14 protein-coding genes and 1 tRNA gene are annotated in these 13,322 nt (G+C 58.5%); 4 read left to right on the plus strand and 11 right to left on the minus strand.

The window, feature by feature from the left end; genetic code table 11:
• Nucleotides 1-183: 183 nt before the first annotated feature.
• Both QD336_RS18230 and cpdR read right to left on the minus strand, forming a co-directional pair.
• Nucleotides 184-258, minus strand: a tRNA-Val gene (locus QD336_RS18230).
• Between the two features lie 81 nt (nucleotides 259-339).
• Nucleotides 340-702, minus strand: coding sequence for a cell cycle two-component system response regulator CpdR (gene cpdR / locus QD336_RS18235; RefSeq protein ID WP_003497910.1), 363 nt, complete (start codon nucleotides 700-702; stop codon nucleotides 340-342).
• 181 nt (nucleotides 703-883) lie between these two features.
• Between cpdR and QD336_RS18240 the strand changes: the two genes are divergently transcribed.
• Nucleotides 884-1,768, plus strand: coding sequence for an N-formylglutamate amidohydrolase (locus QD336_RS18240; protein ID WP_499171622.1), 885 nt, complete (start codon nucleotides 884-886; stop codon nucleotides 1,766-1,768).
• A 320-nt stretch (nucleotides 1,769-2,088) separates the two neighbouring features.
• Nucleotides 2,089-2,865 carry a histidinol-phosphatase gene (gene hisN, locus QD336_RS18245; RefSeq protein ID WP_269346771.1) on the plus strand — a complete coding sequence of 259 codons (777 nt, stop codon included), beginning with the start codon at nucleotides 2,089-2,091 and terminating at the stop codon, nucleotides 2,863-2,865.
• A 20-nt stretch (nucleotides 2,866-2,885) separates the two neighbouring features.
• Here the strand turns inward: hisN and QD336_RS18250 are convergent, their stop codons facing one another.
• Nucleotides 2,886-3,827, minus strand: a complete 942-nt coding sequence (locus QD336_RS18250) for an alpha/beta fold hydrolase (RefSeq protein ID WP_499171623.1) — start codon at nucleotides 3,825-3,827, stop codon at nucleotides 2,886-2,888.
• Entirely contained in the window at nucleotides 3,799-4,044 is a 246-nt protein-coding gene (locus QD336_RS18255; RefSeq protein ID WP_499171624.1) for a hypothetical protein, read from the minus strand. Before QD336_RS18255 ends, QD336_RS18250 begins: the two co-directional genes overlap by 29 nt.
• A 162-nt stretch (nucleotides 4,045-4,206) precedes the next feature.
• Here QD336_RS18255 and hspL point away from each other — a divergent pair, with 162 nt between their 5' ends.
• Nucleotides 4,207-4,689, plus strand: a complete 483-nt coding sequence (hspL, locus tag QD336_RS18260; protein WP_269346401.1) for a heat shock protein HspL — start codon at nucleotides 4,207-4,209, stop codon at nucleotides 4,687-4,689.
• A gap of 63 nt (nucleotides 4,690-4,752) precedes the next feature.
• On the opposite strand, the gene QD336_RS18265 is transcribed toward hspL, so the two are convergent.
• Nucleotides 4,753-5,772: a bile acid:sodium symporter family protein gene (locus QD336_RS18265; protein ID WP_499171625.1), complete on the minus strand. Its 1,020-nt coding sequence runs from the start codon at nucleotides 5,770-5,772 to the stop codon at nucleotides 4,753-4,755.
• A 98-nt stretch (nucleotides 5,773-5,870) separates the two neighbouring features.
• Here QD336_RS18265 and QD336_RS18270 point away from each other — a divergent pair, with 98 nt between their 5' ends.
• Nucleotides 5,871-6,731: a LysR family transcriptional regulator gene (locus tag QD336_RS18270; protein WP_499171627.1), complete on the plus strand. Its 861-nt coding sequence runs from the start codon at nucleotides 5,871-5,873 to the stop codon at nucleotides 6,729-6,731.
• Nucleotides 6,732-6,787: 56 nt separating this feature from the next.
• Here QD336_RS18270 and glpK read toward each other — a convergent pair whose 3' ends face one another.
• The 6 genes from glpK to QD336_RS18300 all read right to left on the minus strand — a co-directional run bounded on the left by glpK (nucleotide 6,788) and on the right by QD336_RS18300 (nucleotide 13,314).
• On the minus strand, nucleotides 6,788-8,287 hold the full coding sequence (glpK, locus tag QD336_RS18275) for a glycerol kinase GlpK (RefSeq protein WP_499171628.1): 1,500 nt from the start codon (nucleotides 8,285-8,287) through the stop codon (nucleotides 6,788-6,790).
• Between the two features lie 68 nt (nucleotides 8,288-8,355).
• Nucleotides 8,356-10,077 carry an ABC transporter substrate-binding protein gene (locus QD336_RS18280; protein ID WP_269346393.1) on the minus strand — a complete coding sequence of 574 codons (1,722 nt, stop codon included), beginning with the start codon at nucleotides 10,075-10,077 and terminating at the stop codon, nucleotides 8,356-8,358.
• Nucleotides 10,078-10,154: 77 nt separating this feature from the next.
• Nucleotides 10,155-10,448 (minus strand): DUF2160 domain-containing protein, encoded by a 294-nt coding sequence (locus tag QD336_RS18285; RefSeq protein ID WP_269346392.1) that lies wholly within the window; start codon nucleotides 10,446-10,448, stop codon nucleotides 10,155-10,157.
• Nucleotides 10,449-10,450: 2 nt separating this feature from the next.
• Entirely contained in the window at nucleotides 10,451-11,371 is a 921-nt protein-coding gene (locus QD336_RS18290; protein WP_499171629.1) for a carbohydrate ABC transporter permease, read from the minus strand.
• A 3-nt stretch (nucleotides 11,372-11,374) separates the two neighbouring features.
• The gene (locus tag QD336_RS18295) at nucleotides 11,375-12,241 is read right to left on the minus strand and encodes a carbohydrate ABC transporter permease (protein ID WP_004437268.1); all 867 of its coding nucleotides are present in this window, start codon (nucleotides 12,239-12,241) and stop codon (nucleotides 11,375-11,377) included.
• A gap of 2 nt (nucleotides 12,242-12,243) precedes the next feature.
• Nucleotides 12,244-13,314, minus strand: coding sequence for an ABC transporter ATP-binding protein (locus QD336_RS18300; protein WP_499171630.1), 1,071 nt, complete (start codon nucleotides 13,312-13,314; stop codon nucleotides 12,244-12,246).
• Nucleotides 13,315-13,322: the final 8 nt, after the last annotated feature.

Here is a 13,322-nt window from a genome sequence, read left to right on the forward strand (position 1 = left end):
GAAATTTATTGCAAAAGAGCATTAAGCGAAAAAGCCGATCACCAGCGACCATGTGGCCAGCGTGAATAGCGAGTGCCGCATCGGCTATAGGTTTGCTCACGGATAAGAAGGGCTGGACCATGGCTGAGCCAGAAACGCAAAAAGGGTTTCTGATTGCTCAGAAACCCTTTTCATAAATTCGGATGGTGGGCGTGACAGGGATTGAACCTGTGACCCCTACGATGTCAACGTAGTGCTCTCCCGCTGAGCTACACGCCCTCCGTGGCGGCGGATAGACCACAAAACCGGTTCATGCGTCAACTGCTTTTTTTCGGTTTTGTGAAGGTTTTTTGAGAGGCCTTACGCCACAAGGAGTTTGTTGACCTCATCCACGAGATCGCGCAGATGGAACGGCTTGGAAAGCACCTTGGCGTCCTTCGGAGCCTTCGAATCGGCGTTCAGTGCAACGGCCGCAAAGCCGGTGATGAACATCACCTTCAGGTCGGGGTCGAGTTCGGTGGCGCGACGCGCAAGCTCGATGCCATCCATTTCGGGCATGACGATATCGGTCAGCAGCAGCGAAAAAGGCTCTTCGCGAAGCCGGTCATAGGCGCTTGCGCCGTTGTCGAAGGAAGAAACCTTGTAACCGGCTTTTTCCAGCGCCTTGACGAGAAAGCGGCGCATATCGTTGTCGTCTTCAGCGAGAAGAATTTTCTGATTCATCATAAGTGACCGTAACTGCTCAATGTTTGGAATACCCTAGCCCGATTATAGGATTTTCACGGTAAATATCCTGTGAACGCGTGAATCGGTATAGCGCTGCTTGGGCGATAGTATGGACTTGCCGCACCGTAACTGGCAACATGAACATCCTGATAGTTTGCGACATGGTAAATGGCACGGAATGGACTGGGTCACGGGTGAATATGAGCTGTTCGAAGTAACGGAACCTGCCGTTCAAACCCTGCCATTTGTCTATAACTCACCCCATAGCGGCCGCTGTTATCCCATCTCCTTCCTGGAATCGGCGCGGCTCGATTCGCATGAAATCCGCCGCTCCGAAGATCACTTCGTCGATGAACTATTCGCTGCGGCGCCTGAGATCGGCGCCCCGCTTCTGAAAGCGAATTTTCCGCGAGCCTATCTCGACGTCAATCGCGAGCCTTATGAGCTCGATCCGCGCATGTTCGAGGGCACGTTGCCGCCTTACGCCAATATCGGCTCCATGCGGGTCGCCGGCGGCCTCGGAACCGTGCCACGCATCGTCGCCGAAAATATGGATATCTATGCCCATCGCCTGCCGGTGGACGAAGCGCTCTCGCGGATCGAAACGATCTACAAACCCTATCACGCCTGTTTGCGCCGGCTGCTTTCACGCACCCATGCCCATTTCGGCATGGCGGTGCTGATCGACTGCCATTCCATGCCGGGCAATATCCGCGTCGCCGGCTCGAATCTGAGACCGGACGTGATCATCGGCGACCGTTACGGCACCAGCGCATCCCAGGAAGTCTCCCGCGCCGCCCTGCATTTTCTCGAGGAGCTGGGTTTCGTCGCAGTCTGCAACAAACCCTATGCCGGCGGCTTCATCACCGAACATTACGGGCGGCCGATCCGATCCCTCCACGCACTGCAGATCGAGGTCAACCGGGCGCTTTATGTGGATGAAAAGACGCTTCTGAAAAAAGCCGATTTTCCCGCCATTCAGGCATCGCTGGAAATCTTCATGCGCCAGCTCGGCGCCTTCGTTTCGGAATACGCAATCGAAACATCGCTCGCCGCCGAATAGCACCCCGAATTACCGGTATTCCAGCTCGTTATCCCGCATCGCCCGGCCGTGTCCGGGCAAAAAAAACCGCGCCTTGGCGCGGTCAAGTCTAGGGAGGAAACACCCAAGGAGGGTATTTACAGTCAAAGACTGTAGGGTGAATTTACGCAGCCACTGCACAATTGTCAATCACTTTATTTTTTGCCTATTTTTTATGCTTATGCCCAAAAATATGGAAACGCCGGCTCCGGCATCCGTATGAGTGGACGGCGGGCGTGATTCCGGTTTATGCATTGCGCCACAGAGTTTAGGCCACCATTCAGGCAATGAGGTTTCGCATGCTGCTGCCCGATCGGGATTTCTTCTTCAAACTTGCCGATGCCGCCAGCGCCGAGACGCTTCCCCGCTTCCGCACGGGCATTGCCGTCACCAACAAGCAGGATGGTGGCTACGATCCGGTGACGGAAGGCGATCAGGCGGCGGAAACCGCGATTCGCGCGCTCATCGAAGACCGTTTTCCGCAGCACGGCATTCTTGGCGAAGAACATGGCAATGTCGGTCTCGACCGCGATCATATCTGGGTCATCGACCCGATCGACGGCACCCGCGCCTTCATTTCCGGCGTACCGGTCTGGGGCACACTGATCGGCTTCCAGTCAGCCGGGCGCGCCACGATGGGCATCATGGACCAGCCCTTCACGAAAGAGCGTTATTTCGCCGATGGCGAAGCGGCGTGGTATTTCGGACCCGACGGCGAAAAGAAGATCCACACGCGTGATTGCGCGTCTCTATCGGATGCGGTGCTATTCACCACAAGCCCGCATATCTTCACCGCGGAAGAAAGACCCTTGTACGAAAAGGTGCAGGGCCAGGCTCGCCTTTTCCGTTACGGCGTGGATTGTTACGCCTATTGCCTTCTTGCGGCCGGCCATGTCGATCTGGTGATCGAATCCGGCCTGAAGCCCTATGATGTCGGCGCGCTTATTCCCGTGATCGAGCAGGCCGGCGGCATCATCACCACCTGGGATGGTGGACGTCCGGAAGATGGCGGCCGCATTCTGGCCGCCGGCTCCAAGGCCGTGCACGAACAGGCGCTTGCCATTCTCTCAAAACTCTAGGCGCTTGGCTCAAGCGGCCATCACTCCGGCGCGAAAAACGCGTCGATGGCCGCCAGCGCCTGTTTGCGGAAAACGTCACGCTCATGCAGCAATTCGTGGCGCGCACCGATGATGGGAAGAAGCTGCGCCGCCCGGAAATTGCGCGAGAGCTCTTCCTGCGCCTTGTAAGGCGTGATCGTATCCAGCATCGGCGCCAGAATGAGGGTGGGAATATTTATGTTCGTCAGGTGATCCTGGCGGGTCACCCGCGCCATGGTCTTCAGCGCCTCATGGACCCACCGCGCCGTGGGCGCGCCGATGAACAGTTCCGGAAACTGCCTGTGTAGCGAGAGATTTCGGGCAAAACGTCTTGCATCCGAGGTCAGCGGATTGCCATCGAAATCCCGCTCACGCTGATCCTTGCCGAGTTGAATCCTTCCCAGACCGACAAGGCTCAAGGCCGTCGCAACCACCCGGATGACGGGCGCGGGAACGGATTGCTGGTTATCCAGCTCGATGAATGGCGAACACAGCGCCAGACGGTCAATCCGGTTCGACAGGCCGGGTGCGGCGGCAAGTGCCGCGAGCGCGCCGGTGGAATGGGCAATCATGAAGAAAGGTAGCCGCGTATCCGGCAGCACCACCTGTTCGAGAAAAAGGCTTATATCGCGCTGATAGTCTGAAAAGCGCCGTACATGCCCGACGCCCGGTTTTTTCAGGAGCCTTTCGGAGCCGCCCTGTCCGCGCGTGTCGAAGGTTGCGACCCAGAAGCCCATGGCCGTCAGATCGGTGACGGTCTCGAAATATTTCTCGATGCATTCGTTCCTGCCATGCAGCAACACCACCGTTCCGCGGGCAATGTGGCGGCTGGAACGAAAGATCGCATATCGAAGCTGCTTGCCGCCATGGCCGGTAAAATATCCGACAGTATGGTTGTCGGGAACCGGGTTGTCTTCACTGGCGCGCAATGTGGCTTCGATCATCGGTCTTTTCCGGCTTTTCTGCCCTTTCGGGATAGGTCGGCGGCGCAGGAAGGTCAAAGAAAAAATTGCCGGAACCGTCGGTTAAAGCAGTCGCGGTTCCGGCCAGTAAGACAGAAGAAGAAGGGACGTTATTGCTTCTGTCCACGGAGAATGTCTCCGATGACCGAAGTTTTATGGCTCTCAAACTGAACGATGCCGGAACCGGATGTTCAGCCATGGTTCATGTTGCCCTCGTCTTTTCACGCCCCCTTGACGCCGCGCATGACCATTCCCATCTCCTTCATGCGGTCGCCAGAACGGGACCGCGCCCAATGTCCGGCCGTCGCCAGAACGGGACGCCAGACTTAACCGCAAACAGTCGCTTCTTAAGGAGGACACCATGCGTCACGTTGATTTTTCCCCCCTCTATCGTTCCACCGTCGGCTTCGACCGTCTTTTTTCGATGCTCGACGGCCTCGGCCAGCCCGAACAGGCACAGTCCTATCCGCCCTATAATATCGAGCGGACCGGTGAAAACACCTATCGCATCACCATGGCGGTCGCCGGTTTCGATGAAACCGAACTCAGCATCGAATCCCGCGCCAATGCACTGACGGTGAAGGCCGAGAAGTCCGCAGATGAAAAGGCCACTGAAGGCGAGTTTCTCTATCGCGGCATCGCCACGCGCGCTTTCGAACGCCGCTTCCAGCTTGCTGACCATGTCGAAGTCCAGACCGCTTCCCTGAAGAACGGCCTGCTCCATATCGACCTCGTCCGCAATATTCCGGAAGCCATGAAGCCGCGCCGCATCGCGATCTCGTCTGACAGCGCCGATGCGCCGAAGACGATCGAAGCCCAGATTTCGCCTGCCCAGGTCAACTAAGCTTTTCTGACATGTAAAACAAACGGCCCCTTCACGGGGCCGTTTTTGTTTGTGGAAATCCCGTCAACGGGCGGATGCAGCCACACCTTCAGCAGCCGTCGTTTGCGCGATCGCGGCCTTTTCATGCGCCTTGCGGGCATAACGCTGGGCCAGCACCGCACAGACCATCAGCTGAATCTGATGGAAGAGCATGATCGGCAGAACGATTGCACCAATGCTCTGGCCGGCGAAGATCGCACCCGCCATGGGCACGCCGCTGGCAAGGCTCTTCTTCGAACCGCAGAAAGTGATGGTGATTTCATCCGCCTTGTCGAAACCGAGCAGACGGCTGCCGAACATCGTTACGCACAGAACCAGCGCCAGAAGCAGGATGTTGATGAGGATGACCACGCCGATATCCCGGAGAGAAAACGTGTGCCAGATACCCTCGATAACGGCATCGGAAAACGCCAGGTAAACAACCATCAGGATCGAACCGCGATCGACGGGGGAGAGCAGTTTCTTGCGCGCCCGGATCCACTCACCGATCCACGGCTGCAGCACCTGACCAACGATGAAGGGCAAAAGCAACTGCAGGAAGATTTGCAGGAACGCATCCAGCGAAAATCCACCGCCATGGCCGCCTACGGTGAACAGAAAGCCGACCAGCAGCGGTGTCAGGAACATGCCGAAAATATTCGAAGCCGAGGCCGAACAGATCGCCGCCGGCACGTTCCCGCCCGCCATGGAGGTGAAGGCGATGGAGGACTGCACGGTGGATGGCAGCACGCAGAGAAACAACACGCCCATATAAAGCGGGGCCGGCAGGATGCTTTCGGGAATGAAGCCCAACGCCACGCCGAGAAGCGGGAAAAGGCCGAAGGTGACAAGCAGGATCGCCAGATGCAGGCGCCAGTGCAGAATGCCCGCAATCACCACATCCCGCGAAAGCCGCGCGCCGTGCAGGAAGAACAGCAAAGCGATGGCGAGTTTTGTCGCAAGCCCGAAATATTCCGCCGGCTCGCCGCTGATTGGCAGGATGGAAGCCAAAATCACGGTGGCCACCAGCATCATGGTGAAACGGTCGGGCAAAAAGCGGGTCATGGGAGGTCTTTCCGGCATCGGTTTTGCTTGAAACGCGCGTCACTATCGCTCATCATGATTTCCGATGCAAAGATTAACAGTTATCATGATTTGAGATAATGCTGAACCTTCAACATCTTGCCAGCTTCGTCATGCTTCAGCAAACCGGCAGTTTCACGCTCGCTGCCGAGCGGCTGGGCATTGGCCAATCCACTGTCAGCCAGCATATCCAAAGGCTTGAGGCCGCGCTTGGTCGCCGTCTGATTGCGCGCAGCACCCATCAAGTGAAGCTGACTGGCGAAGGGGAGGCGCTGCTCGGTTACGCCCGCAACATGCTTGATATCGACAGCAAGGTCTCATCGCTGTTTAGCGAAACCCGCCTGCGCGGGCGATTGAGGCTTGGTGTTTCAGAGGATTTCGTGACCAGCCGCCTGACGGCCATTCTGGAGGAGTTCATCCGGCTTTATCCGCTGGTGGATCTGGAGCTGACGGTTTCGCTGAGCGGCGTGCTTTACCAGATGCAGGACAATGGTGAGCTGGATGTGGTGCTGGCCAAACGCCGTCTCGGCGACAAGCTCGGGCATTTCCTCTACCGCGAACCGCTCGTCTGGCTGGCGCGCGACCCGGAGCGCATGCTCGCCCAGCCGGATGCCCTGCCGCTGATCGCCTTTCCGCCGCCGAGCATTACCAGAAAGGCAGCGCAGGAAGCATTGGACCGAGCCGGCCTGTCCTGGCGGATCGTCTGCACCTGCGGCAGCCTGAGTGGACTTACTGCCGCTGCAAGAGCGGGCATGGGCATTCTGGTGCAGCCCCGCAGCATGGCGCCGGCCGGCCTCAAGGAAATTGCACCCGGCTTGCTGCCAGCTCTGGAAGATGTGGAATTCGTGCTCCAGCCGAGCAAGGGCGCGGATGCGAAGCTGGTGCGCGCCCTTTCCGACCTTGTGTCGAGCAAGAGCATCGCACCCGGCAGCTTCGTATAGATTTCCCTGCGTGTTACCCGAACATAAAACCGCGACGCACTTTTGCTGGAAATGCTCTAGTTTTCCCGTTTCGAAAGGCAGCGGCCGACGCTGTCGCGCCAGCCGGCAATGGCGTTTTTCCGCTCGCTATCCTCCATATCGGGACTGAATCGGCGGTCACGCCGCCAATGGTCGGCAAAGGCCTTGCGGTCCGGCCAGATGCCCGCGCGGGAAGCCGCAAGCCAGGCCGCACCGAGAATGGTCGTTTCAAGAAAGACTGGCCGGTCCACGGGTGCCGCAAGAATATCCGCCAGCCGCTGCATGGTCCAGTCGGAGGCGACCATGCCGCCATCGACCCTCAGCACCGTTTTGCCATTGTCACCCGCCCAGTCCTTGCGCATGGCATCCAGAAGGTCAAAGGTCTGGTAGGCAACGCTTTCCAGCGCCGCGCGCGCAAACTCCGCCGGGCCGGTGCCGCGCGTCAGGCCGAAAATCGCGCCCCGCGCCTCGGCATCCCAATAGGGCGCACCAAGACCGGTAAAGGCCGGCACGAGATAAACACGCTGATTGGGATCGGCCTTTTCGGTAAGCGCACTGACTTCAGACGCAACAGAGATGAAACCAAGCTCGTCACGCAGCCATTGCACAGCGGCACCGGCAATGAAGATCGAGCCTTCAAGCGCATAGGTCGTCACGCCATCGAGGCGATAGGCAATCGTTGTCAGCAACCGGTTGGTGGATGCTACCCGGTCGGTGCCGGTATTAAGGAGCGCGAAGCAGCCCGTGCCATAGGTGGATTTCATCATGCCCGGCTCGAAGCAGGCATTGCCGATGACAGCCGCCTGCTGATCGCCGGCGACGCCGAGGATCGGAATTTCCGCACCCAGCAGCGATTTGTCCGTCACGCCAAAATCGGCGGCGCAATCAAGCACCTCCGGCAGCATCGCGCGCGGAATGTCGAGGATCGACAGCAGTTCGTCATCCCAGGCGTTGTCTTCGATATTGTAGATCAGCGTGCGCGAGGCATTGGTGGCGTCGGTCACATGGCGTCGGCCGCCGGTGAGACGGTAGATCAGGAAACTGTCGACCGTGCCGAAGCAGATTTCTCCCTTCACGGCTTTTTCGCGAAGGCCACTGACGCTGTCGAGAAGCCATTTCAGCTTGGTGCCGGAAAAATAGGGGTCGAGCAGCAGCCCGGTCTTTTTCGAAAAAAGCGGCTCCAGTCCGCGGCGTTTCAAATCTTCGCAGATGGGTGCGGCGCGCCTATCCTGCCAGACTACGGCACGATGCACGGCCTCGCCGGTGTTGCGGTCCCAGAGCACGGTCGTTTCGCGCTGGTTGGTGATGCCGATGGCCGCAATATCGGATGCGGCGATACCGGCATCGGCAAGCGCCAGCCGGATCGTTTCAAGCACGCTTTTCCAGATATCTTCGGCATCGTGTTCGACCCAGCCGGAGGCCGGGAAATGTTGCGGAAATTCTCGCTGCCCGACACCGATGACCCGCATGTCGCGATCAAAGACCATCGACCGGGTCGATGTCGTTCCCTGATCGATCGCCAGAATATAACCGCCCATTATGTCACTCCCTTTCAAACGCAATGACGGGGCGGCAAAGCCGCCCCGGTTTAAGATTTCATGCAGAATTACTTCTGCCAGCTTTTGACCAGTTCGTCGTAATTGACGGTGACCGGCTTTTCCTTTTCGTTGGCGATCTTCAGCTGCGGCGCCAGATTGCCCTTCGAAACGGCGTCCTTGTTCCAGTATTCGATATCATGTTCTTCCGCCAGCTTCGGGCCAATATCGCCCTGCACGCCAGCGCGTTCCAGACGGCTCATGACCTTTTCCTGCTCGGCGCAGAGAGAGTCCATCGCCGCCTGCGCGGTCTTCGCACCCGACGAAGCATCGCCGATTGCCTGCCACCACAGCTGCGCCAGCTTCGGATAATCCGGAACGTTGGTGCCGGTCGGAGACCACTGCACACGGGCCGGCGAGCGATAGAACTCGATCAGACCACCGAGCTTGGATGCACGGTCGGTGAAGCTCTTGTGGTGGATGGTGGTGTCACGAATGAAGGTCAGACCCACATGGCTCTTCTTTACATCCACGGTCTTGGAGGTCACGAACTGCGCATAGAGCCAGGCGGCCTTGGCGCGGTCGTCGGGCGTGGATTTCATCAGCGTCCACGAACCCACATCCTGATAACCGAGCTTCATGCCGTCCTTCCAGTAGACGCCATGCGGCGAAGGTGCGACGCGCCATTTCGGCGAACCGTCCTCGTTCACGACCGGCAGGCCGGGCTTGGCCATATCGGCGGTAAACGCCGTGTACCAGAAGATCTGCTGGGCGATATTGCCCTGCGCCGGCACCGGACCGGATTCGGAGAAGGTCATGCCCTGCGCTTCCGGCGGCGCATATTTCTTCAGCCATTCAAGATATTTCTCGATGGAATAGACCGAAGCCGGACCGTTGGTATCGCCGCCGCGCGCCACGCAGGAGCCGACCGGCTGCGACTTGTCGTTGACCTTGATGCCCCATTCATCGACAGGCAAGCCGTTCGGCAGGCCCTTGTCGCCGTTGCCGGCCATGGAAAGCCAGGCATCGGTGAAGCGCCAGCCAAGTGACGGATCCTTCTTGCCGTAGTCCATATGGCCGAAGACCTTCTTGCCGTCGACATCACGGCCGGTGAAGAATTCAGCAATATCCTCATAGGCCGACCAGTTGACGGGCACGCCGAGGTCATAACCATATTTGGCCTTGAAATCGGCCTTGTTCTTTTCGTTGTTGAACCAGTCGTAACGGAACCAGTAAAGGTTCGCGAATTGCTGGTCGGGAAGCTGGTAGAGCTTCTTGTCCGGGGCCGTCGTAAAGGCGCTGCCGATGAAGTCCTTGAGGTCGAGGCCGGGATTGGTGACGTCCTTGCCTTCATTGGCCATGAAGTCCGTCAGGTTGCGCACCTGCTGGTAGCGCCAATGCGTGCCGATGAGGTCGCTGTCATTGACCCAGCCGTCGTAAAGGTTCTGGCCGGTCTGCATCTGGGTCTGGATTTTTTCGACGACGTCACCTTCCTGGATCAGGTCGTGCGTGACCTTGATGCCGGTAATGGCGGTGAAGGCCGGAGCCAGAACCTTGGATTCATATTCGTGGGTCGTGAGCGATTCGGAAACGACCTTGATTTCCATGCCCGCAAAAGGTTTCGCGGCATCGACAAACCATTGCAGCTCCTTTTCCTGATCGCCACGCGAAAGCGACGACATGTCGCCGATTTCCTTGTCCAGAAACTGCTTTGCTTCCTCCATTCCGGCGAAAGCGGAACCCGTCATTGCCAGCAGCATGGCTGCCGTCGTCGTCATCAGATGCCGTCGCATATCAATCCTCCCAAGGGTTGCGATTGCATGAAGTCTCCCGGGTGCGGTTTTCCTCCGCCGCACCTTTCTTTTCTGCTCTAGACAAAACGGAAAACGCCGATGGCGTAGACCAAGGATAGAGCGAGAGCCCACCACAGGTTCGGGCCAACCAGCCCGAGCCATGCGAGATGAATGAAGGCGCTGCCAAGCAGCGAGATGAACAGCCTGTCACCGCGCGTTGTCTCGAAGCGCAAAAGGCCGAAGCGGGGATTGCCGCCGGGCGAAAGATATTCCCAGAACCACATGCCGACGAGCAGCAGGGCAATGGCGGCGAAGAACGCAGCCGTCTGCCAGGTCCATGCCATCCAGGTAAAATCGGGCATCTTCGTCATGGTCAAACCCTCCCCAGCGCAAAGCCCTTGGCGATGTAATTACGCACGAACCAGATCACCAGCGCGCCCGGAATGAGCGTCAGTACGCCGGCAGCGGCAAGCAGGCCCCAGTCCATGCCGGCGGCGGAGACGGTACGCGTCATCGTCGCGGCAATCGGCTTGGCGTCCGTCGTCGTCAGCGTGCGGGCGATCAGAAGCTCGACCCACGAGAACATGAAGCTGAAGAAGCAGGCGACACCGATGCCGGAAGCAATGAGCGGCATGAAAATCTTCACGAAGAATTTCGGGAAGGAATAGCCGTCAATATAGGCGGTCTCGTCGATTTCCTTCGGCACGCCGGACATGAAGCCCTCGAGAATCCATACCGCGAGTGGCACGTTGAAGAGGCAATGTGCGAGTGCCACGGCGATATGCGTGTCGATCAGCCCGAAGGCCGAATAAAGCTGGAAGAACGGCAGCGCGAAAACGGCGGGCGGCGCCATGCGGTTGGTCAAAAGCCAGAAGAACAGGTGCTTGTCGCCCAGGAACCGGTAACGCGAGAAGGCATAGGCCGCCGGCAGCGCCACGGCCACCGAGATCACCATGTTCATGACAACGTAGATGATCGAATTGATGTAGCCCGAATACCAGGACGAATCTGTGAAGATCGTCCTGTAGTTCTGCAGCGTCGGCTGGTGTGGATAAAGCGTCATGGAAGACACGATTTCCGTGTTCGTCTTGAAGCTCATATTAACGAGCCAGTAGATCGGCACCAGCAGCAGCAGAATATAGATCGTCGGCACCAGCCAGGAAAAACGCGACGGCCCATGGTGGCGACGCCGCGCATTGACGGCGAGGCCGGAACGCCCTGTGGCTGCCGCTCTCACCGGCGAATTGCCGATGCCGTTGCGTTCCACACCTGTGGTGACATTGGAGGCGCTCATGTCTCAGGTCTCCGCGTCGTGGCTGGTCATTACGGTGTAGAACACCCATGACAACAGCAGGATGATGAGGAAGTAGATGAGCGACATGGCTGCCGCCGGACCGAGGTCGAACTGGCCGAGCGCCATCTTCACGAGATCGATGGACAGGAAAGTGGTGGAGTTACCCGGGCCGCCGCCGGTGACGACGAAGGGTTCGGTATAGATCATGAAACTGTCCATGAAACGCAGCAGGAAGGCGATCAGCAGAACACGCTTCATCTTCGGCAGCTGGATGAACCGGAACACCGCAAAACGCGACGCGCCGTCGATCCGTGCCGCCTGATAATAGGCATCAGGTATGGAGACGAGGCTGGCGTAACACAGGAGGACCACAAGGCTCGTCCAGTGCCATACATCCATGATGACGACCGTGATCCATGCATCGACCGGATCGTTGACATAGTTGTAGTCCAGCCCGAGCTGATTGGCATAATAGCCGAGCAGCCCGATATCGCTGCGGCCGAATACCTGCCAGATCGTGCCGACGACGTTCCACGGCACCAAAAGCGGCAGCGCCATGGTAACGAGGCAGATCGGCACGCCGATGCCGGATTTCGGCATCTTGAGCGCAATGAAGATGCCGAGCGGAATTTCAATCGCCAGGATGATACCGGAGAACAGGAGATTGCGCCCCAGCGCATCCCAGAAACGGTCCGATGCCAGAATTTCCTCGAACCATTGCGTTCCTGCCCAGAAGAACTGGTTATTGCCGAAGGTATCCTGCACCGAATAATTCACGACGGTCATCAGCGGAATGACGGCGGAGAAGGCGACCAGCACCAGCACCGGCAGCACCATGAACCACGCCTTGTTGTTCCAGCTTTTTTCCATGGTCAGGCTCCCATCTTCACACGCCAGGAATCAGCGAAGACGCCGATGGCGGCCGGATCAAAGCGAACACCCGCTTCCGCGGGGATTTCCTCGTCTTCGGCAACAACGATTGCCAGCTTCTGGCCAGCAAACCGGGCACGGACGATCTTCTGTCGGCCGATATCCTCGACCTTGTCGATGCTGATCGGCATGCCGCCGCGCTCCAGCCGGACGAATTCCGGACGGATGCCGATCTCGATGCGTTGCGCCGCGTCAACCTTTGGCGCACCGGCAAGCGGTACACCAAGACCACCGACCACAGCCGTCGTCCCCTCGATGCTGGCGGGCAATACATTCATGCCCGGCGAGCCGATGAAATAACCGACGAATGTATGTCCCGGACGCTCGAAAAGCTCGGCGGGCGTGCCGATCTGAACGATCTGCCCGTCATACATGACCACCACCTTGTCGGCGAAGGTCAACGCTTCGGTCTGGTCGTGCGTGACATAGACCATGGTGAAACCGGATTGGCGGTGCAGGCGCTTCAGCTGCGAGCGCAGCACCCATTTCATATGCGGATCGATGACCGTCAGCGGTTCGTCGAAAAGAATGGCGTTGACGTCCGAGCGCACCAGACCGCGCGCAAGCGAAATCTTCTGCTTCTGGTCTGCCGTCAGCCCGCGAGCATGGCGTTTGGCCATGCCGGAGAGATCGGTCATCTCAAGGATTTCCCGGACCCGTCGGTCGACCTCCGCTTCCGGCACATGCCGATTGCGCAGCGGAAAGGCGAGATTGTCGTAAACCGTCATCGTGTCGTAAACGACCGGAAACTGGAACACCTGGGCGATATTGCGATCTTCGGTCGCGAAATCGGTCACGTCGGTTCCATCAAACGCGATGCGGCCTTCGGAGGGGCGCAGCAGGCCGGAAATGATGTTGAGCAGCGTGGTCTTGCCGCAGCCCGAAGGCCCGAGCAGCGCATAGGCCCCGCCATCCTCCCATTCGTGATGCACTTCTTTCAGGGCATATTCACCGGCGGCCTGCGCCTTGGCATTATAGGCGTGGCGGATATGATCGAGCGTGATACGTGCCATGACCGATC

This window comes from Rhizobium sp. BR 250, assembly GCF_047445855.1.
Lineage (GTDB): Bacteria > Pseudomonadota > Alphaproteobacteria > Rhizobiales > Rhizobiaceae > Agrobacterium > Agrobacterium tumefaciens_I.

Excerpts from the sequence above, each read along its gene's own strand:
- cpdR (WP_003497910.1), bottom strand. The coding sequence starts at position 702 with ATGAATCAGAAAATTCTTCTCGCTGAAGACGACAACGATATGCGCCGC.
- QD336_RS18240 (WP_499171622.1), top strand. The coding sequence starts at position 884 with ATGGACTGGGTCACGGGTGAATATGAGCTGTTCGAAGTAACGGAACCT.
- QD336_RS18250 (WP_499171623.1), bottom strand. The coding sequence starts at position 3,827 with ATGATCGAAGCCACATTGCGCGCCAGTGAAGACAACCCGGTTCCCGAC.
- QD336_RS18255 (WP_499171624.1), bottom strand. The coding sequence starts at position 4,044 with ATGGCTGAACATCCGGTTCCGGCATCGTTCAGTTTGAGAGCCATAAAA.
- hspL (WP_269346401.1), top strand. The coding sequence starts at position 4,207 with ATGCGTCACGTTGATTTTTCCCCCCTCTATCGTTCCACCGTCGGCTTC.
- QD336_RS18265 (WP_499171625.1), bottom strand. The coding sequence starts at position 5,772 with ATGACCCGCTTTTTGCCCGACCGTTTCACCATGATGCTGGTGGCCACC.
- QD336_RS18270 (WP_499171627.1), top strand. The coding sequence starts at position 5,871 with ATGCTGAACCTTCAACATCTTGCCAGCTTCGTCATGCTTCAGCAAACC.
- glpK (WP_499171628.1), bottom strand. The coding sequence starts at position 8,287 with ATGGGCGGTTATATTCTGGCGATCGATCAGGGAACGACATCGACCCGG.
- QD336_RS18280 (WP_269346393.1), bottom strand. The coding sequence starts at position 10,077 with ATGCGACGGCATCTGATGACGACGACGGCAGCCATGCTGCTGGCAATG.
- QD336_RS18285 (WP_269346392.1), bottom strand. The coding sequence starts at position 10,448 with ATGACGAAGATGCCCGATTTTACCTGGATGGCATGGACCTGGCAGACG.
- QD336_RS18290 (WP_499171629.1), bottom strand. The coding sequence starts at position 11,371 with ATGAGCGCCTCCAATGTCACCACAGGTGTGGAACGCAACGGCATCGGC.
- QD336_RS18295 (WP_004437268.1), bottom strand. The coding sequence starts at position 12,241 with ATGGAAAAAAGCTGGAACAACAAGGCGTGGTTCATGGTGCTGCCGGTG.
- QD336_RS18300 (WP_499171630.1), bottom strand. The coding sequence starts at position 13,314 with ATGGCACGTATCACGCTCGATCATATCCGCCACGCCTATAATGCCAAG.